The sequence below is a fragment of the Henriciella sp. genome (assembly GCF_029936995.1).
In the GTDB taxonomy this organism is placed as follows: Bacteria; Pseudomonadota; Alphaproteobacteria; order Caulobacterales; family Hyphomonadaceae; genus Henriciella.
Genome location: NZ_JAPYRE010000003.1, coordinates 228,519 through 250,915 on the forward strand (window position 1 = coordinate 228,519; position 22,397 = coordinate 250,915).

General features: G+C 59.2%; 21 protein-coding genes and 1 tRNA gene. 10 read left to right on the forward strand and 12 right to left on the reverse strand.

From position 1 onward, the window contains the following. Position 1: 1 nt before the first annotated feature. Entirely contained in the window at positions 2 to 907 is a 906-nt protein-coding gene (locus tag Q1K31_RS08280; protein WP_300378666.1) for a hypothetical protein, read from the forward strand. Positions 908 to 949: 42 nt separating this feature from the next. Here Q1K31_RS08280 and Q1K31_RS08285 read toward each other — a convergent pair whose 3' ends face one another. The 8 genes from Q1K31_RS08285 to Q1K31_RS08320 all read right to left on the reverse strand — a co-directional run bounded on the left by Q1K31_RS08285 (position 950) and on the right by Q1K31_RS08320 (position 7,987). Beyond that, positions 950 to 2,284, reverse strand: a complete 1,335-nt coding sequence (locus Q1K31_RS08285) for a cytochrome P450 (protein ID WP_300378668.1) — start codon at positions 2,282 to 2,284, stop codon at positions 950 to 952. Between the two features lie 28 nt (positions 2,285 to 2,312). Continuing rightward, positions 2,313 to 3,227 (reverse strand): pseudouridine synthase, encoded by a 915-nt coding sequence (locus Q1K31_RS08290; RefSeq protein WP_300378670.1) that lies wholly within the window; start codon positions 3,225 to 3,227, stop codon positions 2,313 to 2,315. A gap of 10 nt (positions 3,228 to 3,237) precedes the next feature. Continuing rightward, positions 3,238 to 3,663: a hypothetical protein gene (locus tag Q1K31_RS08295; protein WP_300378672.1), complete on the reverse strand. Its 426-nt coding sequence runs from the start codon at positions 3,661 to 3,663 to the stop codon at positions 3,238 to 3,240. A 64-nt stretch (positions 3,664 to 3,727) separates the two neighbouring features. Then, positions 3,728 to 4,687: a lysophospholipid acyltransferase family protein gene (locus Q1K31_RS08300; protein ID WP_300378674.1), complete on the reverse strand. Its 960-nt coding sequence runs from the start codon at positions 4,685 to 4,687 to the stop codon at positions 3,728 to 3,730. Continuing rightward, positions 4,684 to 5,685 (reverse strand): tetraacyldisaccharide 4'-kinase, encoded by a 1,002-nt coding sequence (gene lpxK, locus Q1K31_RS08305; protein ID WP_300378676.1) that lies wholly within the window; start codon positions 5,683 to 5,685, stop codon positions 4,684 to 4,686. The genes Q1K31_RS08300 and lpxK overlap by 4 nt, the downstream gene beginning before the upstream one ends. After that, positions 5,682 to 6,956: a glycosyltransferase N-terminal domain-containing protein gene (locus Q1K31_RS08310; RefSeq protein WP_300378677.1), complete on the reverse strand. Its 1,275-nt coding sequence runs from the start codon at positions 6,954 to 6,956 to the stop codon at positions 5,682 to 5,684. The genes lpxK and Q1K31_RS08310 overlap by 4 nt, the downstream gene beginning before the upstream one ends. A 9-nt stretch (positions 6,957 to 6,965) precedes the next feature. Further along, the gene (locus Q1K31_RS08315) at positions 6,966 to 7,703 is read right to left on the reverse strand and encodes a lysophospholipid acyltransferase family protein (RefSeq protein ID WP_300378679.1); all 738 of its coding nucleotides are present in this window, start codon (positions 7,701 to 7,703) and stop codon (positions 6,966 to 6,968) included. A 209-nt stretch (positions 7,704 to 7,912) separates the two neighbouring features. After that, positions 7,913 to 7,987, reverse strand: a tRNA-Val gene (locus Q1K31_RS08320). 496 nt (positions 7,988 to 8,483) lie between these two features. Here Q1K31_RS08320 and Q1K31_RS08325 point away from each other — a divergent pair. Next, a complete protein-coding gene (locus tag Q1K31_RS08325; protein ID WP_300378681.1) occupies positions 8,484 to 8,732 on the forward strand; it encodes a hypothetical protein in 249 nt (82 codons plus the stop codon). Here Q1K31_RS08325 and Q1K31_RS08330 read toward each other — a convergent pair. Beyond that, positions 8,729 to 9,412, reverse strand: coding sequence for an HAD hydrolase-like protein (locus Q1K31_RS08330; RefSeq protein ID WP_300378684.1), 684 nt, complete (start codon positions 9,410 to 9,412; stop codon positions 8,729 to 8,731). The genes Q1K31_RS08325 and Q1K31_RS08330 overlap by 4 nt on opposite strands. Before the next feature lie 79 nt (positions 9,413 to 9,491). On the opposite strand from Q1K31_RS08330, the gene glmU reads away from it, so the two are divergent. The 5 genes from glmU to Q1K31_RS08355 all read left to right on the forward strand — a co-directional run bounded on the left by glmU (position 9,492) and on the right by Q1K31_RS08355 (position 15,895). Further along, positions 9,492 to 10,838, forward strand: a complete 1,347-nt coding sequence (gene glmU / locus Q1K31_RS08335) for a bifunctional UDP-N-acetylglucosamine diphosphorylase/glucosamine-1-phosphate N-acetyltransferase GlmU (protein WP_300378686.1) — start codon at positions 9,492 to 9,494, stop codon at positions 10,836 to 10,838. Between the two features lie 25 nt (positions 10,839 to 10,863). Continuing rightward, positions 10,864 to 11,562, forward strand: coding sequence for a ribose-5-phosphate isomerase RpiA (rpiA, locus tag Q1K31_RS08340; protein ID WP_300378688.1), 699 nt, complete (start codon positions 10,864 to 10,866; stop codon positions 11,560 to 11,562). 52 nt (positions 11,563 to 11,614) lie between these two features. After that, positions 11,615 to 13,015: a glutathione-disulfide reductase gene (gene gor / locus Q1K31_RS08345; RefSeq protein WP_300378690.1), complete on the forward strand. Its 1,401-nt coding sequence runs from the start codon at positions 11,615 to 11,617 to the stop codon at positions 13,013 to 13,015. A 103-nt stretch (positions 13,016 to 13,118) separates the two neighbouring features. Further along, positions 13,119 to 14,498, forward strand: coding sequence for a class II 3-deoxy-7-phosphoheptulonate synthase (locus Q1K31_RS08350; RefSeq protein ID WP_300378692.1), 1,380 nt, complete (start codon positions 13,119 to 13,121; stop codon positions 14,496 to 14,498). 14 nt (positions 14,499 to 14,512) lie between these two features. Then, complete coding sequence (locus Q1K31_RS08355; RefSeq protein ID WP_300378694.1) at positions 14,513 to 15,895, forward strand: MATE family efflux transporter; 1,383 nt, start codon at positions 14,513 to 14,515, stop codon at positions 15,893 to 15,895. Between the two features lie 15 nt (positions 15,896 to 15,910). On the opposite strand, the gene Q1K31_RS08360 is transcribed toward Q1K31_RS08355, so the two are convergent. The 3 genes from Q1K31_RS08360 to Q1K31_RS08370 all read right to left on the reverse strand — a co-directional run bounded on the left by Q1K31_RS08360 (position 15,911) and on the right by Q1K31_RS08370 (position 18,234). Further along, positions 15,911 to 16,177, reverse strand: coding sequence for an HU family DNA-binding protein (locus tag Q1K31_RS08360; RefSeq protein WP_300378696.1), 267 nt, complete (start codon positions 16,175 to 16,177; stop codon positions 15,911 to 15,913). Positions 16,178 to 16,272: 95 nt separating this feature from the next. Further along, positions 16,273 to 17,184 carry a hypothetical protein gene (locus tag Q1K31_RS08365; protein ID WP_300378698.1) on the reverse strand — a complete coding sequence of 304 codons (912 nt, stop codon included), beginning with the start codon at positions 17,182 to 17,184 and terminating at the stop codon, positions 16,273 to 16,275. A gap of 27 nt (positions 17,185 to 17,211) precedes the next feature. Continuing rightward, positions 17,212 to 18,234 carry an NADP-dependent oxidoreductase gene (locus Q1K31_RS08370; protein ID WP_300378700.1) on the reverse strand — a complete coding sequence of 341 codons (1,023 nt, stop codon included), beginning with the start codon at positions 18,232 to 18,234 and terminating at the stop codon, positions 17,212 to 17,214. 167 nt (positions 18,235 to 18,401) lie between these two features. Between Q1K31_RS08370 and Q1K31_RS08375 the strand changes: the two genes are divergently transcribed. From Q1K31_RS08375 to gltX, 3 genes are all read left to right on the forward strand, one after another. After that, the gene (locus Q1K31_RS08375) at positions 18,402 to 19,319 is read left to right on the forward strand and encodes a Gfo/Idh/MocA family oxidoreductase (protein WP_300378702.1); all 918 of its coding nucleotides are present in this window, start codon (positions 18,402 to 18,404) and stop codon (positions 19,317 to 19,319) included. 73 nt (positions 19,320 to 19,392) lie between these two features. After that, entirely contained in the window at positions 19,393 to 21,051 is a 1,659-nt protein-coding gene (locus Q1K31_RS08380) for an NAD+ synthase (RefSeq protein ID WP_300378704.1), read from the forward strand. Then, entirely contained in the window at positions 21,051 to 22,394 is a 1,344-nt protein-coding gene (gene gltX, locus Q1K31_RS08385; RefSeq protein ID WP_300378707.1) for a glutamate--tRNA ligase, read from the forward strand. Before Q1K31_RS08380 ends, gltX begins: the two co-directional genes overlap by 1 nt. Positions 22,395 to 22,397: the final 3 nt, after the last annotated feature.

Genomic DNA, 22,397 nt, shown 5'->3' on the forward strand with positions numbered 1-22,397 from the left:
TATGGCAGAGGTTATCGAAGGCCCGCTGCGCAAACCTGCGCAGATGCTGGCAGACCAGTCCTATGATGGCCATAGCTCCATCCATGATGACAGCGAGGCCGAAAAGCTCGGAATCAAGGCTGGCCCGATCGAGGGGCCGACCCATTTCAGCCAGTTTTCGCCTTACCTGGTCGATATGTTCGGCAAGGACTGGTTCGAGCGTGGCTGTTTCTCCGCGCACTTCCAGAACATGGTTGTCGAGGGTGAGGCGGTGCGTGTCTTCGTTGAACAGACGTCTGACATATCCGCACATTGCCGTGCCGAGAAGGAAGACGGCACGCCTGTGCTGGAGGCAAGTGCGACGCTCGGACCAGACCACGGCGAAACGCTGCTGGAAGCCCGCAAGGCGAAGCTGCGTCCGGCGGGCGACCTGGTGATCCTTGAAGACATGTCAGTGGGCATGACGAGCAAGGAAGACGAACTGGTAATCATGAAGCCCGACCAGAACATGGGCAATCTCTATCCATTCTCGCTCAATGAGAAGCTCGAGAAGATTACCGAGCCAATGGACTGGTACCATGATGCCAGTGCCTCGCCGTGGGGAAAGGCTATCATCCCGACTGAGATGGTGTCTGTGCTGGGAAACTATACGGGGGGACAGGCGGGCTGGCCGGTCAAGCGTCCATCCATCGGCCTGTTTGCCGATCTTGAGATACGAATGGTCGACGGGCCGCTTTTCGTGGGCGAGACCTATCGGCTGAAGCGGGAGATCGTGGCCCTGTCACAGAGCCGCCGTGTGGAGAATTACTGGGTGCTGACCAGCTTCTTCAATGAGGCCGGGGATACGCTAAAGGCACAGATGCTGCTCAATCACGGTGTGATGAAGGCGAGTTATCCGGACTACCCGAAAGAGCTTCTGCCGAGCTGACGGACATCATGGGGCTATCGGTCGGGATAGCCCCCCTTCGTCCTAGAACTTGTAGCGCACCGGAATGGATTTCGGGCCGCCAACGAAGTTTGCGCGGATATAGGTCGGATCCCCGGCCAGTTCGATCGACTTCACCCGTGAAAACAGTTCCTCATAGATGGCCTGCATCTCAAGGCGCGCGAGGTGCATGCCGAGGCACATATGCCCGCCATAGCCGAAGGAAATGATCTTGTTCGGGCTGCGGTCGACACGGAAGTCGAACGGGTTGTCGAAGACTTCCTCGTCTCGGTTGCCGGACGGGTAGCAGAGCAGCAGGCTCTCGCCTTTCAGGATTTTTCGTCCGCGCAGTTCATAGTCCTCCTGCGCGGTGCGCATGAAATGCTTGACCGGGGTCGTCCAGCGGATGGCCTCATCGACGGCGGTGCGTGACATGGCCTTTGGGTCATCCATCATCTTTTTGAGCTGTGCCGGATTGTTCAGCATCGCGAGGACACCGCCGCCGGTCGAGGCGCTGGTCGTGTCATGCCCGGCTGCAGCGACAATGATGTAATAGCTCATCGCTTCCAGCTCGCCGATCTGCTCCCCATCGATCATGCCATTGGCGATAACCGTAGAGACGTCATCCTTCGGGGTCTCACGCCGGTCCTTCGTGATGCTGGTGAAATACATGAAGAACTCGGCGAGAGTCTGGTTGATCGAGTCGAGTCCCTTTTCGGTGTCGCCTTCCTCGGCCAGTTTGGTGTCCCGCATCAGGTCCGGGTCCTGCGCGCCGAAGATTTCCTGTGTGAGCTTGAGCATCATCGGCTCGTCGCTCTCTGGCACGCCGAGGATCTGCATGATGATGCGCAGCGGATAGTAAAGAGCGATATCCTTCTGGAAGTCGCATTCGCCGCCCATGTCTTCCATCCGGTCAACATATTCCTTCGCGATCCGGCGAATCGCGTCTTCGCGCGTCTTCACCTTGTGCGGCATGAACCAGTCCTGGGTGAGATGGCGCAGCTTGTAGTGGATCGGGTCATCGAGCTGGACAAGCGTCTTGAGAAGGTGCGGGCCCCCGGTCTGGGCATAGACGCGTTCCTCGGCCTTCTCATAGCTCAGCATTTCGCGTTCGCCATTGGTGAACAGCTTGTTCTGCTTGCTGACTTCCATGATGTCGGCATGCTTGGTCACGGCCCAGAAGGGCCGGAAGTCGTCCGGCTCGCACCAGGCGACAGGGTCTTCATCACGCAGGCGTTTGAAGGCCGCATCCAGGGCGTGCGGGTTGGCGTAGGTCTCAGGGTCAACGATCCTGTCCGCATTTGCCGCGGCCGCGTCACTCATCGTGCGCGATTTATCTTTCTTGGTTGCGGGTGGAATTGCGACGCCGGTATCAGCCATGGAAACCTCCCAGAAAATGACATCAGTCTCATTTTCTTTTGAGGTTACGCGCCTTCCTGTCTTTGTGAAGCCCTGTCTTGGCGTCAGCTTTCTGGCGGCCCGGTTTGTTCTGCCTGCCCCCGGGGCGCGGCGTTTGGGTCTTGATGCGATCGCCAAGCTCGGCCTTGAGCTCGCTCGGCAGAACTTCCTCGACTGCGCCGGGCTGGAGATCGGCGAGGGAGAACGGGCCGTATGAAGTCCGGATCAGGCGGTTCACGTCGAGGCCAACCGCTTCCAGCGCGCGGCGAACCTCGCGTTTCTTGCCCTCGGTGAGTTCGACGCGAATCCAGTTGTTCGTACCGGTCTCACGTTCCAGTTCGGCCTTGATGGGGGCGTACTTCACCCCGTCGACCTCGATGCCGTCAGCCAGTTGTTTCAGCTTCTCTGGTGTGACCCGGCCATGCGCACGTGCGCGATAGGTGCGGCGGAAATCATTGGCTGGCAGCTCAAGCGCGCGGGCCAGTTCGCCGTCATTGGTCAAAAGGAGCAAGCCTTCGGTCGTGAGGTCGAGGCGTCCGACGGTAACAACGCGGGGCAGGTGCTTGGGCAGTTCGTCGAACACAGTACGCCTGCCAGCCGGATCGGTTGTGGTCGTAATCAGGCCGGATGGCTTGTGATAGCGCCATAGCCGTGTGGCTTCGGGCGGGCGGATACGCTTGCCCTTTACCGTAATCGTTTCACTGCCTGTGACCTTGAAAGCCGGGGATGTGAGCTTGCGGCCATTCACCGATACGGCACCTGCTTCGATCAGGGTTTCGCAGGCGCGCCGTGAATCCACACCCGCACGCGCAAGCCATTTGGCAATGCGCTCGCCTTCTCCCCAGTCCGCCGGGGATTTGCTGTCGGGTGTGTTCGGTTTGCTGGTCCGTCTTGCGGGCCGGGGCGTCTCTCGACGATCCGTCATGGGGCTGTCCTTATGGATTCAGGCCTATCTGAAGAACGGGTGAGGCAATTGCAAGGCCAAGTGCGAATTCCAGCGGTATCCAGACCGGTATGAGGCCCGGCTGACGGTTCTCATTGTTGTCCAGCAGGTAGGAGAGGCTTCGTCCAAAGCCAGCACCAAGCCAGCCCGCGGCAACCGGCATGATCGCCAGAATGGAAATGATGCCGCCAACCTGGAGCAACATGACCAGGGCGGTGGTGTGAAGCAGGAAGAGAAGGCCGCCATAGGTGGCACGGAATTCCGAGAAGCCGCCAGGCTTGTCTGGTGACGGGTCCGGCACAAGGCGGACGACCCCCTGTGCCCATTTCGGAGCGAATAGCGCGCCGAGACCGATCAGGGCGCAGAAGGTCAGGGCGGCTGCGGAAACGATGGTGAAGACGGGCATGGATGGCTCCATTCATTAAGCCTCCCTGATTTGGCACAATCAGGAGGCGTGTCCAGCCATCATTGAGCTGCGGTCCCTAGACGCCAGCGTCCTTCCAGGCCGATTTCGGCCAGCGCCGGTGTTGCCAGAACCATTGGCCGGGATTTTCGCGAACGCTCTTCTCGATAAATGAAGTGATCCGGGTCACACAGTCCCTGACCGCTTCCTCACCCTCAAGGCCGGGGGCAGGCCGGATGGGCTCATGAATGGTTACACGAAAGCGGGCCGGGCCCGTGCGTACCGTCGAGACGGGAATGATTGGCAGGCCGTACTTGATCGCGAGCCGCGACGGGCCGGGGGCTGTCATGGCCTCATGCCCGAAGAAGGGGACGCCGATACCCTGATTGAACTTCTGGTCGTTCATCAAGGCCACCGAGCGGCCAGCTTTCAGGGCGCGCATGAGCTCACGCGTCCCGAGCCCTTTCGGAGTCAGGACGCCTATGCCGTAATCATGGCGGACCTTGTTGATCCGCCTGTCGATATGCGGGTTGTTCAGCGCGCGATACGTCACCAGGCAATCGACCGGCCGACGGCAGATGACTGCGGCCATGATTTCCCAGTTGGCGAAATGGCCCGAGATGAAGACAGCGCCTTCCCCCGAGGCTTCGACCGCGTCGAGCTGCTCCGGGTTGACCACCTCTACACGGTCGCCCTGATAGGGATGTATCCTGGGTAGGTGGGGCAGCTCACCGGCTGTGCGTCCTGCGCTTTCCCAGGCGGCTTTCGCAGTCTCTTCAACCTGTTCTTCGCTCCAGTCAGGAAAGGCCATGCGCAGGTTGCGCTTGACCGTCCTGTTCTGGCTGAAAAGCGGCGCGATGCGTTTCACGATCCAGCCAGCCGCATTTGAAGCCTGATCCGGGCCTAGCAGTTTCATCGGCCACCAGTAGACGACATCCCATGCAATCGCCTCCAGACGCCAGCCGAGGCGCTGGGAAAAGGTCGACCGGTTGTCGATATCCTTCGGGCGGACATATTGCGGGGCGTCGCGGCGGGTCATGGCTCCAGTTTTTGTGTCACAGCTTCGAGCAACTTATCCAGCGTGGCCGTATCTGCGAATTCTGCGCGGATGGGAAGGGTCACGATGCCGTCACGCTGATCATGACGCAGGCGGACGAAATCCTTCTCCGTGGTGATGAGCTGGGCGTCATACTGGCTGGCGAGCTGCCGGAGATAGGTCAGGTCGCTTCTGGAGTAGACGTGGTGGTCAGGGAACGGGACGGCGTCAGCCGGTTTCGCGCCATGAGCTTCAAGTGTGTCGAAGAACTTCTCCGGACGTCCGATCCCGGCAAAAGCGACATAGGGCTGAGGCTGAAGGTCTGCGACGGGCTTGATGGACGTCCTCAGGACCGGGAGTTGATCGCCGGGGAGGCCTTCTGGTGTTCCGGTGTCGCCGGTCAGGACAACTGCATCCGCCCGGGCAAGTCCGGCGGCAATGGGCTCCCGCAGGGGCCCCTTGGGAATGACGAAACCATTGCCGAAGCCCGCTTCACTGTCGACGACGACAAGGGAAACATCCTTTTGGAGGCCAGGGTTCTGGTGGCCGTCATCCATGATGATGAGATCCACGCCGTCTGCCTGCATGGCCTGACCGGCCGCAGCCCGGTCGGCCCCGATCCAGGCTTCGCCGCCAGCGGCCAGCATCAGGGGCTCGTCGCCGACTTCCGCAGCTGCATGGCTGGCGAAATTGACCTTGAGCGGGCCCTTCAGCCTGCCACCATACCCCCGAGACAGGGTCGCAATCCGCGCATCGGGATAACGTGATTGCAGATGTGTCCGCAGGCTCGCGGCGACGGGGCTCTTTCCGGTGCCACCAGCCGTCAGATTGCCCACGCAGACGACGGGTATATCGAGCTTTAGTGGTTCGGCGGTCTTGATGCGGTGTGCCGTGGTGCGCGCATAGAGGGCTGCAAATGGGCTAAGGAGCAACCGGGTCAGGGGGGCGGCTTCGCGTGAGCGCGGGTCGATCTCACCAGACCAGAAGCGAGGTGGTCTCATACGGTGTCCCCTTCCGGAAGAAGTGGCAGGAGCGCCTCGATCGTTGCGTCCATGGGCGCGCGTGCGGCGTCCTCAAGCGACCTCACCAGGCCTTGTGTTGGCGGGCTGAACGGGAAACCGTCAGCCAGGTCCTGCGGTGTCTCGACGATGTAATAGCCGGTTTGTCCTTCGAGTTCGCTTTTGACGTCTGAGAAGTTGAACACGTTTGGTCCTGTTGTAACGGCCCTGCCTAACCTGAGAATTTCAAGCGGATTGTGTCCGCCGATGCCGGACGCATGCCCACCGCCAAGATAGACAGTGTCCGCCAGATGGGCGAACAGGGCGACTTCCCCGAGTGTGTCGGCAAGCAGGACATCGGTCTCGGGTGTAACAGGCTGTCCTGCGGAGCGCTGGGAGATTTTGAGCTTTTTGTCATGGGCAAGGGCAAGGATGCCTGCGGCGCGCTCCGGATGCCGGGGGATGATAATGCAGGCTGTCGGCCGGGTGATCCCGGTGAGGGCATCCATTACGAAGGCTTCTTCCCCTTCATGTGTAGAGACCGCGACAAGGCAGGCGCGGGAGCCGACGAATTCGCTTTGGAGCCGGTCTGCATCCAGTGCATCGGGAGGCGGCAGAGAAAGCGCGGATTTCAGGTTACCGGGCATCGGAACGTCGCGGCCGATTATCGCCGCGAGGCCCTTGGCAGTCTGCCGGTCTGCCGCCAGCAATGTATCGAAGCGGCCGAACAGGCTCTGGCTCAGAGCTGGCCAGCGCGACCAGCCCTTTAGACTGTTGCTCGTCATTCGCGCATTTATGAGAGCTGTTGGTATTGATTTCTTGCGGAGCTGTTTGAGGAGGTTGGGCCAGATCTCGCCTTCCGCAAATACCGCCAGATCAGGCAACCAGTGATCAACAAACCTTGCTGAAATGCCAGGTGTGTCCAGGGGAGCGAACTGGTGCAGGGCGCAGCCTTTCAGGATGGGCTCTTCCTTGATGGCACGCGTAACCAGCTCGGCGGAGGTGGCCGTCTGGCTAGTGATAAGGAAGGAAAGGTCCGGGCGGTGTGTTTTCAGGGCACGTGCCGTTTCCAGCAGCAGGCGCGTCTCGCCAATGCTTGCGCCATGCATCCAGAGCAGGGGGGCTGCGGGACGCGGCCTGTCTGTTTTTGCAAACCGCTCTCCTGTGCGGCCCTTAACTTCCTTTCCAGCTTTCAGGCGCCGGCGCACAACGACGCGGAGCAGGGGCCCGGCGGCGGAGGTTGCGAGTTCATAGGCGGTACGGGCGAGACTCATCTGAGCAGTCTAGTCATGCTTGGGTGCGGCGTCAGCCTCAGGTGTGTCTTCCCCGATCAGGGCTTGGGCGCGGACATAGGCTTTATCCATTGCGGCCTGTAACTTTTCACGGCCTGCCGAGGCCTCTTCCTGCTTGTCGATCAAGACCGGGGCCCCGATCACCATAGCACCTCTGGCGAAGGGCAGAGGGATCATGAATCGGTCCCAGGTGTTGAGCCGCCGGGCTGGTTTGCAGGCAAGCGCATACGGTATGATGGCTGCGCCGGTGCGCTGGGCCAGGAGCACGGGCCCGGCCTGCACTTTCTCGGCAGGTCCGCGTGGGCCATCCGGTGTAATGCAAACGACGCTGCCGCTGCGCAGACGCCGGCTGGTTTCAGCGATGGCTGCTGTGCCGCCCTTGTTCTTGCGCTTGCGTTTGTGGGTTGAAGATCCGCGGACGGCATCAAGCCCCAGATGTTCGATTGCCTTGGCCACCGCCTGACCGTCACGCGACAGGGAGATTAGCATGGAGGTCGGATAGGCTTTGCCAGGAAGCTTCCGAGCGATGCGGCTCCATATGGTTGGCAGGAGCAGGATACGCGAATGCCATGCAGCGACGATCATTCCGGGATCCTGCGCCCAGGCGTCTCGAAACGCCTGTTCCCCTTCGACCCGCCACCGGATCGTGCGGGCACAGAGGACCATATAGCCCCAGATCATGTAACCCAGCAGCGAAGACACAAAGGGGTGGCGCAAAAGCGATTTCATGGCGTGCGGGTGTAGAGTGGGTGGGTGTTTTTCGCAAAGGTAAAAGGCAACTGGCCTGTTGGCGATCAAGGACAGTCCTGACCGTGCGCACCAGGAAAAGCCGAGCTTCGGGATGAAAACAAAAGTCAAAGACGCGCGGTCGCGTCATTCGCTATCCCATAATTGACCAACTGGATCGATTTTCGAACTGGTGTTCGACTGGAAGCGAATGGTGGGCGATACTGGGTTCGAACCAGTGACCCCTGCCGTGTGAAGGCAGTGCTCTACCGCTGAGCTAATCGCCCGTCTCGGGATCAAGCGTCATAGAGTTGTCGCCAGCATGGGTCAATCTGGCTTGGCAGTGCCTTATCAAGCCAGAAGATGGTTGCTACCGGGCATAGCAGTCATACGCAAACGCATGACGGGTTTTCGTATAAACAATCCGGCATCGTAATCGCGGCATACTGTCGCCCGTTTGCGGGACATGCCGAAAATACTGTCTTATGCGGATAATTGCATATGAAACCAATGGTATATGACGCTTGGGAAAGCGATAGCCTGATTACAGCCCTGAAATAGATCTCAAGATGAATGTTTATTCAGGATGAACAGCTGTTCATCTAAGAGGGTTAATCGAATTTCATAAAGAAAACGTCTTGAGCTTTTGCCGCGAACACGTCATTTAAGCGTCACGAAAGGCGAGGCCGATGAGCCTGCCTCGTGAAAAAAAGCAAACAGAAGGACAGGCCATTGCGGGAGGCACCTCCTCCTGACAAGACTTATTAGCCTGGAGAGATTGAAATGAAAGACTGGTGCAACAACGAAGGTGCAAAGCGCCTTCGCGAGAAAATTCGTGAATACTGGGCCGAGCGCGGCTATGAGGTTGACGTCGATCTCGTCGACGCAGGCTTCGTTCCGGCCATGCGCAGCGCACGGACCGATCTGCGGAGCAACATGGTGAACGGCATGCCGCGTCGCCGTATTGCTAAAACACAAGATGAGATGCGCACGAGCTATCGTCCAGTGGAAAACGCAGTCGAAGCTGCTTAGGCAGTCAGCCGGGTGATGGCGTCACTTACTTCTTCATAGGTGTTGGCGCGTATCATCTTTTCGCCGGATCCGTCCGGTGACGGCCCATAGCCAAATGTGACGAATATGAAGGGCAGCCCGGCGTTCCGGGCTGCCCTTTCGTCTGTCTGGCTGTCGCCCACCATGATCGTGCGATCCATGCTTCCCCCGCACGCCCTGACGGTTTGCACGATATGATCGCCATGAGGTTTTTTGTCCGGCACGCTGTCGGCACCGCGCAGGGCGGCAAATTTTCCACTCAGGCTCAGTCCGTCGAGTACTGATTCTGCAAGGGCCTGGGTCTTGTTTGTGCAAACCGCGCAGGTGGCGCCTGCCATGTTCAGGGCATCGACGAGATCCTCTGCCCCGGGATAGGGGCGGCTCATCCGGCAGATGTTCTGCTGATAGTGTGTCAGGAAATCCTGCCACAGGCGGTCTGTGTCGATGGTATCCGGCGCGAGCCCATTATAGGATATGCCTTTCCTGATCATCGCCATGGCGCCCTGGCCGATCATTCCCCTGACCGCGTCGAATGGGACTGGCTCCAGTCCGGCGCCCTCCAGACAGTGATTCAGTGATGCGTGAAGGTCGGGCGCTGTATCGACAAGCGTACCGTCGAGATCAAACACGATCGTCCACCCGGCCCTGGTTTGGTGTTTCATTGGCGCTCCTGAAAGTCCTCGCATCGAGTCAGCATATGGTTTAGGCGAGTTCCCGTCGAATAACGAGGCGAGTTTCATCATGGAAAGAGCGGCGATCATTCTTGCAGCGGGACAGGGCACGCGTATGAAGTCTGGCTTGCCCAAGGTTCTCCACAAGGTGGGCGGACGGGCTATGCTGGACTGGTCTATCGACCTGGCCCGTCGGGTGGGCTGTTCGCGGATCGTTACAGTTGTAAGTCCTGGTTCGTCCGCGCTGCATGATCACGTCGGGAATGAAGTTGGCCCGGACTGTATAGCCATTCAGGATCCGCCGCTTGGCACTGCTCATGCCGTGAGGGCCGCGGAAGAATCGCTCACGGATTTCAACGGTGATGTCATCGTCCTTTATGGCGACACGCCGCTTATTCCTGCCAGTGCTGTCGAGGCGTTGTTTGCAAAGCTGGATGAGGGGGCAGCAGTGGGCGTTCTGGGATTCAGGGCGCAGGAGCCGGGTGCATATGGCAGGCTTGTCACGTCTGCTGACGGGCAGCTGGAGGCCATTGTCGAGGCCAAGGATGCCAGCTCAGAGCAGCTGAAAATCAATTTTTGCAATTCAGGCGTGATGGGCGCGCGCTCAGACCGTCTGTTTCGTCTGCTCTCGCAAGTCGGCAACGATAACCAGAAGGGTGAGTACTATCTAACCGACATTGTTGGTATAGCCCGCGCTGAGAATACGGATTGTAGAAGCGTTACCTGCGAGGAGCAGGACGTGCTGGGTGTAAACTCGCGTGTTGAGCTTGCCGAGGCCGAGCGGGCCTTTCAGCAGCGCCGGCGCGAAGAACTCATGCGCAGTGGTGTCACAATGACAGCCCCGGAGACCGTGTTTTTCTCCCACGACACCATCATAGGACCGGATGTCATCATCGAGCCGCACGTCGTCTTTGGCCCTGATGTCAGGGTGGATACAGGCGCGACGGTCCGCGCCTTTTCCCATCTCGAGGGGGCTCATGTGGAAGAAGGCGCCGAGATCGGTCCGTATGCACGCCTGCGTCCCGGTGCCTCCATAGGCCAGGGGGCAAAGATCGGCAATTTTGTGGAAGTGAAGAAAACCCGTGTGGGCGAGGGCGCCAAGGCGAATCACCTTGCCTATCTTGGCGATGGCGAAGTCGGCGCGAATGCCAATATCGGGGCCGGTACGATCTTCTGCAATTATGACGGCTACCTGAAATATAAAACGAAGATTGGAGACAACGCCTTTATCGGTTCAAACAGTGCGCTGGTTGCGCCTGTGAGCATCGGGGAAGGGGCTATCGTCGGCTCCGGTTCTGTTATTGTCGAGGACGTGTCTGCCGATGCACTCGCGCTCGGGCGTGGCCGGCAGGTGGAGAAAGCCGGCTGGGCCACGGATTTCCGGGTCAGGAAAGCAGCCGAAAAGAAGGCGCGCTGACAAACGCTTACAGGAGAAGGCTCTCATGGCTTACGAAAAAGAGAAGGAAAATGCTGCCGCGGCCGCCATGGAGCTGGTCGAGGATGGCATGACCATTGGCCTCGGGACCGGGTCCACGGCGAAGTTCTTCGTCGAATACCTGGCTGAGGAAGTTGCTGACGGGCTGGTCGTAAAAGGGGTGCCGACAAGCGAAGACACGCGGCGTCTGGCCGAATCGCTTGGCATTCAGCTGCTGCCGATCGAGCATGTGGATCGCATACATCTGACGGTCGACGGGGCAGACGAGGTGGATGACCGCGCGCAGCTTATTAAGGGCGGCGGTGCGGCGCTCTTGCGCGAGAAGATCATCGCCAGTGCAAGCGACCTCATGGCAGTCATTGCCGACCCGTCAAAAGAGGTTGAGGTACTAGGGGCGTTCCCGCTGCCGGTTGAGGTGACGCCGTTCGGCTATACGATCACGGCCAAGAAAGTGTTTGATGCGCTCAAGGCGGCAGGTGTGTCCCGTCCGCGAATTGATGTGCGCACGCGCAGCGGTAACAAGCCTATTGTGACAGATGGTGGCAATTACGTCCTCGACTGCCATTGCTCGGTCATTCCTGATGCGCCAAAGGCGGCCGCGCACCTGGCTGCTGTGCCGGGGGTTGTCGAGCATGGCCTCTTCATCGGCCTCGCCCGTACAGTGATCATCGGGCATGAGGATGGTGCTTCAATGTTTGAATACTAGGCCCAGCCGGTCCATATCCCGCCGGTAAACGAAAAACCGGAAGGAAGATTTCATGGCTGAAAGCGGATACGATTACGACCTGTTTGTCATCGGTGCAGGGTCGGGAGGTGTCCGGGCCGCAAGAATTGCCGCGCAGGCGGGTGCACGCGTGGCGATTGCTGAGGAGTTCCGGATCGGCGGGACATGCGTCATCCGTGGCTGCGTGCCGAAGAAGTACATGGTCTATGCAAGCGATTATGGACGCAAGCTCGACGAAGCGCGCGACTATGGGTGGGATGTCGGCGAGCCGGACTTCGACTTTCCGAAATTCATGACCAAGATGCACAATGAGGTCGACCGGCTATCCGGCATCTATCTCCGCAACCTCGCCAATGCCGGTGTGGATGTGTTCGAGGAGCGCGCCGAGATGCAGGACGACCACACCGTCCTGATCAAGGAGAGTGGCAAGACGATCAGTGCCGACAAGATCCTTATCGCGACTGGCGGAACGCCGTGGCGGCCGGCTCCGGAAGAACTGCCGGGGGTAGAACACACAATCACTTCCAATGAAATTTTCCATCTCGAGGAATTGCCGAAACAGATCGTCATCGGCGGCGGCGGATATATTGCCTGTGAGTTTGCACATATTTTCGCCGGCCTGGGTGTCGAGACATGTCTCGTCTATCGTGGCGATACCGTTCTGAACGGTTTCGACTGGGATGTTCGCACAGCGGTTCATGACGGGCTGACCGATGCAGGTGTACGGGTCATCACGCAGGCTGTTTTCGACAAGATCGAGAAGCGGGACGGTGAGGAATGCCCGTACAAGGTGCATCTCAGCAATGGCACGACTGTGAATGCCGATGTGGTCGTCATGGCGGTCGGGCGGCGTGCCGCAACCGAAGGGCTTGGCTGCGACAAGGCCGGTGTGAAACTGAGTGAACGCGGTGCCGTGATCGTGGACGAGAAGTCGCAGACCAGTGTCCCGAACATCTATGCGGTCGGAGACGTCACCGACCGGATCGCGCTCACGCCGGTGGCGATCCGGGAGGGGCACAGTTTCGCCGATACCGTTTTTGGCGGAAATGAATGGAGTTTTGACCATGACGATGTGCCGTCGGCGGTGTTTACCCAGCCGGAGGTTGGCACGGTCGGCATGACTGAGGCCGAAGCCCGCAAGGCGTATGGCGATGTCGATATCTACAAGACAAACTTCGGGCCAATGAAGATCGCATTGCTCGAGAAGAAGGAAAGGGTCATGTTCAAGCTGGTTGTCCGACAGGATGATCAGCGCGTCGTGGGTGTGCACATTGTGAGCCCGGACGCGGGTGAGATGATCCAGATGCTCGGCATCGCAGTGAAGATGGGCGCAACCAAGGCGCAGTTCGACGCAACCTGCGCGGTTCATCCGACCGTTGCGGAAGAGATTGTTACGCTTCGTCAGAAGTGGGTGCCCGAAACGGAATCTGCCTGACACGCGGGTTCGAGAATGCCGCAGCGCAAGATGGTGCTTGCCGTGCTAGAGCTTGTATCCTGCACTGCAATATGATTGATACGCGCGCTGAAGGAGCGGAGCGATGACCTGGACACCCGATAGCTGGAGATCGAAACCGGCAAAGCATATTCCGGAAGACTATCCGGACGCAGCAGCCCTGCGTGATGTGGAAAGCCGCCTGAAAGACTTTCCGCCGCTGGTCTTTGCGGGGGAAGTGCGTCGCCTGAAGCAGAATCTTAGCACTGTGGCCGCCGGTGAGGCTTTCCTGCTGCAGGGCGGAGACTGCGCCGAGAGCTTCAAGGAGTTCAGCGCTGACAATATCCGCGATACGCTGCGTGTCATGCTCCAGATGGCTGTGGTGCTGACCTTCGCTGCATCCAAACCGGTTGTGAAGGTCGGGCGCCTCGCGGGCCAGTTCGGCAAGCCACGGTCTTCGGCGACGGAAACGATCGATGATGTGACGCTGCCGTCCTATCGCGGCGACAATATCAACGGGATGGATTTCACGCCGGACGCGCGGATGCCGAACCCTGAGCGCCTAATCCAGAGCTATTCGCAATCAGCCTCTACGCTGAACCTGGTCCGGGCCTTCTCGCAGGGCGGTTATGCCGATCTTGCTAATGTCCATCAGTGGATGCTCGGCTTTGTCGACCGTTCACCGCAGGGGGAACGTTACAAGGCGCTGGCTGACCGGATTACCGATGCACTTTCCTTCATGGAGGCGTGCGGGGTGACTTCGACCAAGGTGCCGCAGATGGCCCAGGTCGATGTTTACACATCCCACGAGGCGCTTCTGCTTGGTTTCGAGGAAGCCATGACGCGCGTCGATTCAACCTCGGGCGACTGGTACGACACCTCTGCCCACATGCTCTGGATCGGCCATCGTACGCGTCAGCTCGACCACGCGCATGTGGAGTTCTGCAAGGGTGTGCGCAATCCGCTCGGTATCAAGTGCGGACCGGGCATGGAGCCCGATGAGCTTGTGCGCCTGATCGAGACGCTGAACCCAAATGACGAAGCTGGCCGGATCACGCTGATTTCGCGTTTCGGCTCTGAAGGCGTGAAAGAAGGCCTGCCGCCACTGGTGCGAGCCATCAAGAAAAGTGGCCGGACGGTCGTCTGGTCCTGCGACCCGATGCACGGTAACACGCTGAAGACCGATAGTGGTTTCAAGACACGGCCGGTCGACCGGATCCTCTCGGAAGTCAGCCAGTTCATCGATATCGTGTCGGCGGAAGGCTGCTATCCGGGCGGTGTGCATTTCGAGATGACCGGCCAGGACGTCACTGAGTGTATCGGGGGCGCACAGGCGATCTCAGAGGCTGACCTGTCATCGAGATACCACACACATTGCGATCCTCGTCTGAATGGTGAGCAAGCGCTTGAACTGGCCTTCCTCATCGCAGAGAAGCTCCAGAAAATGAAAGAAGCTGCCGGCGCCGAGACGCGCGCGGCAAGCTAGAGGGGGATTTCGCCATGCGCAGGCGGGTCTGGCCCGCCTGGGCGCGGCCATCCGACATTGCAGACCTGCTCAGACTGTCTGGGCCAATTGCCGTCTCGCGCGCCGCGATGATGCTGATGGGCCTGACGGACCTGATTGTACTCGGCCAGAATGCGCCGGGTGAGCTCAACTATGTCCTGAACTCTTGGCTTCCCATCGGGGTGTCGCTGGGCCTGACCATCGGTCTTCTGATGGGCGTGTCCGTCCTCACCGCCGAACTGGCGGGGGTGGGTAAGGCGCATGAGACGGGCCGTATCTTCAGGCGCGGCATGTGGTTCTCACTCTGGTTCGGCGGACTGCTGACAGTGGGGATCGCACTTCTCGCAGGTCCGCTGTTCCGTGGGTTCGGTTTCGAGGACGACATTGCGGCTGGCGCGGCATCGGTCTCGCGTATCCTCGCCTATGGCCTGATTGGCCATATGATCACGCATGTTGCGGGCTCCTACCTGGAAGCGCTCAGGCGTCCGCTTATCGTTACTGCAATCATGTATGCAGGCGTCGGGATCAATCTCGTAATTGATCTCGCGGTCGTCGCAGGATGGTGGGGAATGCCGAAACTAGGCGCAGATGGCGTGGCCATTGCCACGACCGGGACACGCTGGTTCCTCGTCATCCTGTTCCTGTTTGCTGTCTGGCGGATGACACCGGCATGGAAGCCTTCGCCCCCAGGCCCGGAAGGTGAGGGCACACGCCAGTACGCGGTCGGTTATGGCATGGCGGTATCGAACGTCGCTGAATGGGGCGGGTTCAATTTCACTTTCATCATCGCGACCTGGATAAGCGTGGCGGCCAACACGGTGTATGGCATGGCCGTGCATGTCATCGGGTTCTGTTTCATGGCCTATCTCGGCCTTGGCACGGCGACCAGTGTAAGGGTCGCGGAAGCCTATGGGCGCAAGAATGCCGATGAGGTCCAGGACGCTTCACGGCTGGGAATTGTCGCCGGGGCTGTCATCGGTGTCCTGCTGGGGCTGCTCGTCTGGATATTCCGGGCAGAGCTCGCCGGTATTCTCGTGAAGTCGGATGCGCATGTGGATGGCGTTGCAATCGGGCCGCAACTCGTGGCGATTGTCGGATTTACCGCTTTCGTCATCGTGTTTGACGGGTTGCAGAACGTCGCCTCGATGGCGCTTCGGGCGCAGAATGTCATCTGGCCACCGACCTTCATCCATCTGGGATCGTATTTTCTCATCATGATCCCGATGACCTGGTACCTTGGGCTGCATGGGGGCCGCGGGGCACAGGGAATGATGGAGGGCGTGCTGGTTGCGTCGATCATTGCCGGGGTTCTTCAGACGGCACTGCTGGAATCGAAAGCGGCGCGCCGGTTGAAACCAGCGCGCCGCTCCCTGACGTAATCCCCTCGCGGGCTCTTAGATGTCTTTAAGAGCTGAAGCGGGCTTGAACGCTCCCGAGGTTTTCTCAGGAATCTGGATCGTGTCGCCCGTTGCCGGGTTACGGCCTTCACGTGCGCCACGGGTTTTGGCGTGAAATGTGCCGAAGCCTGCGATTGCAACCTGCTTGCGGCTTTTCACAGCGCCCGCAATGCTATCGAAAACAGCATCCACAGCCTTGCCTGCATCGGCCTGAGACATGCCAGCAGCTTCTGCGACGGCTTTTGTAAGTTCACCCTTGTTCATTGGGCTCTCCTTTTAGCTTACGGCGATATCTTGCCGCTCATCGTTTCTACACGATTCGGAGGGGGTGAATATCCTGAAAACCCAATAGCCACGGGCTATTTCAGCAGAATCCACCCTTCTTCGGCGGTAATTTCGGGGATAAGTGTGCTTTCCAGGCCCTCTGGCGGCCCGAACAGGCGACCTAGTTTTCCGGCTTCGTCCAGATCGTAATAGTGGCGGGCGAGTGCGCGCACCTGTGCCTGATCGGCGACCTCTCCGGTTTCGGGTTTCGCTGAAACCAGAGACGGATAGACTTCCGCGAAAACGATATTGGTTTCATCCAGCTTGTCCTGATCGAAGGCTTCGAAACCGGTTTCGAAAGGCCAGATGGCGGACTTGTCCAGCCGGGCGCGGAGTGCCTGCACGGTTGGAATTCCGAGCAGGGACTGGCTGCCGACGGATCCGGCGCCATACAGCTGCCAGACCGATTTCGGTTTTGATTTGCTATTGGCGCGTACCCATTCTTCCGAGGCTCTGTATTCACGGACGGGGGAGGGATCGAAGTCCGCTTTCTGGCCAGTGAGCGTCTTTATCTGGTCACGTGCAGGTGCCCCCCAGAAGGGAGACGGCCCTTTTGTCATTGCATAATTCAGCCCGGCGGCAATTGCGAAGCGGGTGTTGGAATTGTCCGGTTTCTCCCGAACCTTTGCCGACAGGTGATCATGCATGGCTTTCCATGCCGGTTTTTCCGATGTGTCGAGCCCGATGGATTCGGCAGTTCCAGCCGGATAACCGAGGCTGAAATCAAAGCCGATCAAGACCTTGTCGCCACGTGCCGCAAATCGTTCTGCAAGGCCCGCGATCATTTCGCGGGCCTGCAGCCGTGTTGACGGGTTCGCAGACTGGAACTTGAATTTCAGCCGTGCATCCCGTGCAAGAGCGCCAATCCATATGGAATTGGCGCCCTGCGCCGGTTTGCCTGCCGCGCTCCAGTCGACGATGATGTAGGCGTCAAACAGACGCGCCATTCAAGGCTCCATTCGCTTGAGGGCTTGCTAGCCGAGCTTCACCAGCATCTTGCCGGTGTTACGGCCCTGAAAGAGACCAAGGAACGCTTCGGGGGCATTCTCGATGCCTTCCATAACCGTCTCCTCGAACTTCATCTGCCCGGACTCTATCCACTTAGCCATGTCCTGAAGGAACTGCGGCTGCATATCAACATGCGTGCCCACGATGAAGCCACGCAATGTCAGCTGTTTGCCGACCACCTGGATGATATTGTAGGGACCGGGCTGAGGCTCGGTTGCATTATACTGGCTGATCATGCCGCAGATGGCGAAGCGGGCCATCGGCCGTGCCGCCTCGATAGCGGCTTGCAGATGGTCGCCGCCGACATTGTCGAAGTACACATCAATGCCCTTCGGGGCGGCTCCCTTGAGCGCGCCAAGCAGCGCTTCATAGGAATCATGCTGTTTGTAGTCGATCACATGATCGGCGCCCAGCTTCTTGACGAGCTTGCACTTTTCTTCACCGCCAGCAGACCCGATCACCGTGCAGTTCTTGATCTTTGCGATCTGTACAACTGTCGAACCAACCGCACCGGCTGCGCCGGAGACGAAGACGGTGTCGCCTTCCTGGAGATCGGCTACGCGCAGGATGCCCGCATAGGCGGTCAGGCCCGGCATACCGGCGACACCGAGCAGGGCAGAGTCGGGAAGGTTTGTCTTTGGCATCTTGTTTGCCATCACGCTGGATGGGTCTGCTGTCCAGGCTTCGCGCCAGCCTGCCATTGAGGTGACGAGGTCGCCCTTCGAATAATCCGGATGATGAGAGGCAGTGACTGTTCCGACCGCATGGCCCTGCAAGACCTCACCAATCTGGAAAGGCGGAACATAGCTTTCCCTGTCGTACATGCGTCCGCGCATATAGGGATCGACTGACATCCAGGAGTTCTGGACCTGAATTTCCCCTTTGGAAGGTTCGGGTGCTTCAGTGTCCTGATGCTGGAAGTCAGACAGTTTCGGCATTCCGACGGGGCGGCTGGCCAGGGTCCATTCCCTTGATTTCAGTGATGGCATAGTGAACTCCTCCTATTGTCGTTGCGCTAGCAGATGGTCTTGCTTGTGCGCCGTGTGAAGATGGGCTGGTAAGATTTCGCAAGACTCATTGATCCGGGAGGCTGTCTGCTGGCAGTTGCGGTATGGTGCGAAGCGGTGTGAAGCGAACGCGCAGACAGGAGTAGGCCATGACAAGTCTCAGAGTAGGCGTGATAGGGGCAGGCGTGTTTGGCGGGCATCATGCCGGCAAGGCCGCCGCGTCCGACCATGCTGTGTTCGCCGGCGTATACGATCCTCATCCGTCCCGCGCGGCTGCGATCGTGGAAAAGCATGGCGGCGCTGTCTTCGATGACGAGCAGAGCCTGCATGCGGCCTGCGATGCGGTCATCGTTGCCTGTCCGGCATCATATCATGAAGCTTCTGTCCGGGCTGCGCTGGAAGCTGGCCTGCACGTGCTCGTCGAGAAACCCCTCTCGCTTTCACATGCGAGCGCGGATGCGCTCGTTAATCTCGCAGAAGAGAAGGGTCGGGTGATTCAGGTCGGTCATCAGGAGCGGCTTGTGCTGGCAGCCATGGGTTTCTTCGATATCGAGGAGACCCCGATCGAGATCGAGGCCGTGCGCGAAGGTCCGCCGGCTCCGGGTGGCCGGGCCGGCGATGTATCAGTGATCTGGGACCTGATGATCCATGATCTCGACATGGCAGCGAAGCTGATGGGCGATGGGGCCGAAGTGTCAGCGCGTGGCGAGAAACACCATAGTGATCATATCGATGAAGCTTCGGCACAACTGGCCTATGAGGATGGCCGCTTTGCCTCCATCCGGGCAAGCCGGGCAGCCGCCAACAGGAACAGGTCTATGGCGGTGACCTATCCGTCAGGCAAGATAACCGTGGACTTCCTGACGCGCCAGGTCGTCAACTCGACCCGCCATCCAATCCGTGTGGATGTTTCGGATGAATTGCCGGATCCGCTCGGGGCTGCTGACGAAGCTTTCTTCGGGGCCTGCCTCGGGCTGGCCGACACGCCGATACCGGGGCGTGTGGCCGCAGAAGCGGTGCGCCTGGCCGAGGGAGCTGAAGAAAGTGCGCTCAAATCCATTGGCTGACGATACGTTTTTGTTGTCGCAGCCGGTCATCTTGGGGCTTTGCAGCACAGGCATGGCCGTTTAGATCACCGCCATGACTGATAAGCTGACCATCCTCGCCGCACAGCTGAACCCGATTGTCGGCGATATTGACGGTAATCTCGAACTGGCGTGCCAGACGCTGAAAGATGCAGCCGGGGAGGGCGCGGACCTCGTTGTTTTTAGCGAGATGTTCATTCTGGGTTATCCACCGGAAGACCTGGTGCTGAAGCCTAGCGCGGTCGAGGACTGCATGACGGCCATCGAAGCGCTTGCGCATGAGAGCGCGGACCTACCTGCTTTCGTTATCGGGGCACCCTGGCAGGCAGGAGATGACCTCTTCAATTCTGTCCTGTTCTGCACTGGTGGGCAGGTGTCTGCACGCTACGACAAGCAGGAACTGCCAAATTATGGCGTTTTCGATGAGCAACGGCTTTTTACCAAGGGCAAGACACCAGCCTGTGTTGTCGAACTTAAAGGCGTGAAAATCGGTCTCGCCATCTGTGAGGATGTCTGGTTCAAGCGCGTGCCAACCGCAGCTAGGCAGGCGGGCGCAGAGTTGCTTGTGATTCCAAATGGTTCGCCATGGCGTCGTTCCATTCATGAGGAGCGTGCAGAAGCCTTTGACAGATGGAGCGGGCTCGGACTGCCTTACCTGTTCGTCAATCAGGTGGGGGGACAGGATGAGCTGGTCTTCGATGGCGGTTCCTATGCGACCAACTCAACCCATGCCGAGCGTTGCGGCCTGATTGGCCAGTTCGAGACCGGTACGGCGTTAGTGATATTCGATTGCGGAAGCAAAAAGCTTGTCCTCAGGGACAGGGGCTGCCGGCTGGACCGTGAAGGCTGGGACATGGAGTACCGTGCCGCAACGCTCGCGCTTGGCGATTATGTCAACAAGAACAGGTTTCCCGGTGTTGTTCTGGGCATGTCTGGCGGGATCGACAGTGCGCTGAGCGCTGCGCTGGCGGTCGATGCGCTGGGACCGGACCGTGTCTGGTGTGTGATGATGCCGTCGAAATACACTTCCTCGGAAAGTCTCGAGGATGCCAAACGTTGCGCCGAAGCACTGGGTGTTCGATACGACATCATCAACATCGCGCCGGGCGTCGGGGCGATGGATGAGATGCTGGCGGAAAGTTTCGCCGGGACAGAGCTGGGAACGACAGAAGAGAACATCCAGTCCCGCCTGCGTGGGCTGACGCTGATGGCACTGTCGAACAAGTTTGGCCACATGGTGCTGACGACGGGCAACAAATCTGAAATGGCGGTTGGCTATGCCACGCTCTATGGCGATATGTGCGGCGGCTACAATGCGCTGAAGGACTTCTACAAGACGGAAGTCTTCGACCTTTGCCGCTGGCGCAATGAGCATCATCCAAAGGGCGCGCTCGGGCCCGAGGGTGAGGTGATCCCTGAGCGGATTATCACAAAGCCACCGAGTGCGGAGCTTCGCGAGGACCAGAAGGACGAGGACTCGCTTCCGTCCTATGAAGTGCTGGACGATATACTCCGCGGGCTGGTCGACCGGGAAGAAGATATCCGTGATATCATGGCTCGTGGGCATGATGAGGCGACTGTCAAACAGATCGAGCATCTCTTGTATATCGCTGAATACAAGCGTAGGCAGGCGCCGCCCGGCGCAAAGGTTGGCGGCAAGAACTTCGGCCGCGACCGGCGCTATCCGATTACCAACCGTTTCAGGGACGATTGATGACCTCACCTGTAGTCCGCTTCGCGCCGTCACCGACCGGCAAGCTACATGTCGGCAATGTTCGTACCGCGCTGATCAACTGGCTGTTCGCCATGGGGAATGGCGGCAAGTTCTTCCTGCGTGTTGACGACACTGACACCGAACGTTCGACCGAGGCCTTCGAGGCGCAGATCAAGGCAGACCTGAAATGGCTTGGACTGGTCTGGGACGATACGTTCAACCAGTCGGCACGGTTCGAGAAATATGATGCGGCCGCTGACAAGTTGCGCGATATGGGACTGCTGTACGCCTGTTATGAGACAGCCGACGAACTGGACCGCAAGCGCAAGATCGCGCTGTCGCGCGGACGGCCTCCTGTCTATGACCGGGCAGGGCTGAATCTCAGCGATGAAGACAGGGCGAAACTCGAGGCTGAAGGGCGCAAGCCGCACTGGCGATTCAAACTGTCCGGCGGGCGTATCGAGTGGACAGACCTGGTGCGGGGACCGCAGGGCATCGATACGGCAAGTGTTTCCGACCCCGTCCTGATCCGCGAGGATGGCTCCTATCTCTATACACTACCGTCCGTGGTCGATGATATCGACGCAGGGATCACACATGTTGTGCGTGGCGAGGATCACGTGACCAATTCAGGCGCGCAGATCGAGATTTTCAAGGCGCTCGGTGGAAGCGCGCCTGAAATGGCGCATACACCGCTTCTTGTGGACGCCGAGGGTGGCGCGTTTTCCAAGCGGCTTGGCTCACTTAACATGGAGACGCTGGAAGCGCGTGGCATTCTGCCGATGGCGATTCTGTCGCTTCTCGCCAAGCTCGGTACGAGTGACAATATCGAAGTGCGCGATAACCTTGAATCACTGGCAGCTGAGTTCGATTTTTCCAAGATTGGCCGCGCGCCGGCGAAGTTTGACGAGCGTGACCTGCTCGCGCTGAACGCCACCCTCATTCACACAAAGCCGTTTAATGCGGTGAAGGAGCAGCTTGCACAGATTGCTCCTGAAGCGGCGAACGAGACGTTCTGGCTGGCGGTGCGCGAAAACTGCCAGACAGTGTTTGACGCACAACCTTTTGCGGACATTGCCTATGGGCATGTCGAGCCGATTGTCGATGACGAGGACAAGGCCTTCATCAGCGAGGCACTCGGCCTGTTGCCAGACGGGGAGCTGACACCCGAAACCTGGAAAAGCTGGACGACAAAGCTGAAAGAACAGACTGGGCGCAAGGGACGCGGGCTGTTCATGCCGCTTCGCAAGGCGCTGACCGGCATGGAGCATGGGCCCGACATGGGCGCGATCCTGCCCCTGATCGGTCGTGAAGCGGTCGAAAGACGCCTGGCGAGAGGCTAGGCG

What these genes read in the sequence shown, in the direction of transcription:
- Q1K31_RS08280 (WP_300378666.1), top strand. Translation starts at nt 2, where the DNA reads ATGGCAGAGGTTATCGAAGGCCCGCTGCGCAAACCTGCGCAGATGCTG.
- Q1K31_RS08285 (WP_300378668.1), bottom strand. Translation starts at nt 2,284, where the DNA reads ATGGCTGATACCGGCGTCGCAATTCCACCCGCAACCAAGAAAGATAAA.
- Q1K31_RS08290 (WP_300378670.1), bottom strand. Translation starts at nt 3,227, where the DNA reads ATGACGGATCGTCGAGAGACGCCCCGGCCCGCAAGACGGACCAGCAAA.
- Q1K31_RS08295 (WP_300378672.1), bottom strand. Translation starts at nt 3,663, where the DNA reads ATGGAGCCATCCATGCCCGTCTTCACCATCGTTTCCGCAGCCGCCCTG.
- Q1K31_RS08300 (WP_300378674.1), bottom strand. Translation starts at nt 4,687, where the DNA reads ATGACCCGCCGCGACGCCCCGCAATATGTCCGCCCGAAGGATATCGAC.
- lpxK (WP_300378676.1), bottom strand. Translation starts at nt 5,685, where the DNA reads ATGAGACCACCTCGCTTCTGGTCTGGTGAGATCGACCCGCGCTCACGC.
- Q1K31_RS08310 (WP_300378677.1), bottom strand. Translation starts at nt 6,956, where the DNA reads ATGAGTCTCGCCCGTACCGCCTATGAACTCGCAACCTCCGCCGCCGGG.
- Q1K31_RS08315 (WP_300378679.1), bottom strand. Translation starts at nt 7,703, where the DNA reads ATGAAATCGCTTTTGCGCCACCCCTTTGTGTCTTCGCTGCTGGGTTAC.
- Q1K31_RS08325 (WP_300378681.1), top strand. Translation starts at nt 8,484, where the DNA reads ATGAAAGACTGGTGCAACAACGAAGGTGCAAAGCGCCTTCGCGAGAAA.
- Q1K31_RS08330 (WP_300378684.1), bottom strand. Translation starts at nt 9,412, where the DNA reads ATGAAACACCAAACCAGGGCCGGGTGGACGATCGTGTTTGATCTCGAC.
- glmU (WP_300378686.1), top strand. Translation starts at nt 9,492, where the DNA reads ATGGAAAGAGCGGCGATCATTCTTGCAGCGGGACAGGGCACGCGTATG.
- rpiA (WP_300378688.1), top strand. Translation starts at nt 10,864, where the DNA reads ATGGCTTACGAAAAAGAGAAGGAAAATGCTGCCGCGGCCGCCATGGAG.
- gor (WP_300378690.1), top strand. Translation starts at nt 11,615, where the DNA reads ATGGCTGAAAGCGGATACGATTACGACCTGTTTGTCATCGGTGCAGGG.
- Q1K31_RS08350 (WP_300378692.1), top strand. Translation starts at nt 13,119, where the DNA reads ATGACCTGGACACCCGATAGCTGGAGATCGAAACCGGCAAAGCATATT.
- Q1K31_RS08355 (WP_300378694.1), top strand. Translation starts at nt 14,513, where the DNA reads ATGCGCAGGCGGGTCTGGCCCGCCTGGGCGCGGCCATCCGACATTGCA.
- Q1K31_RS08360 (WP_300378696.1), bottom strand. Translation starts at nt 16,177, where the DNA reads ATGAACAAGGGTGAACTTACAAAAGCCGTCGCAGAAGCTGCTGGCATG.
- Q1K31_RS08365 (WP_300378698.1), bottom strand. Translation starts at nt 17,184, where the DNA reads ATGGCGCGTCTGTTTGACGCCTACATCATCGTCGACTGGAGCGCGGCA.
- Q1K31_RS08370 (WP_300378700.1), bottom strand. Translation starts at nt 18,234, where the DNA reads ATGCCATCACTGAAATCAAGGGAATGGACCCTGGCCAGCCGCCCCGTC.
- Q1K31_RS08375 (WP_300378702.1), top strand. Translation starts at nt 18,402, where the DNA reads ATGACAAGTCTCAGAGTAGGCGTGATAGGGGCAGGCGTGTTTGGCGGG.
- Q1K31_RS08380 (WP_300378704.1), top strand. Translation starts at nt 19,393, where the DNA reads ATGACTGATAAGCTGACCATCCTCGCCGCACAGCTGAACCCGATTGTC.
- gltX (WP_300378707.1), top strand. Translation starts at nt 21,051, where the DNA reads ATGACCTCACCTGTAGTCCGCTTCGCGCCGTCACCGACCGGCAAGCTA.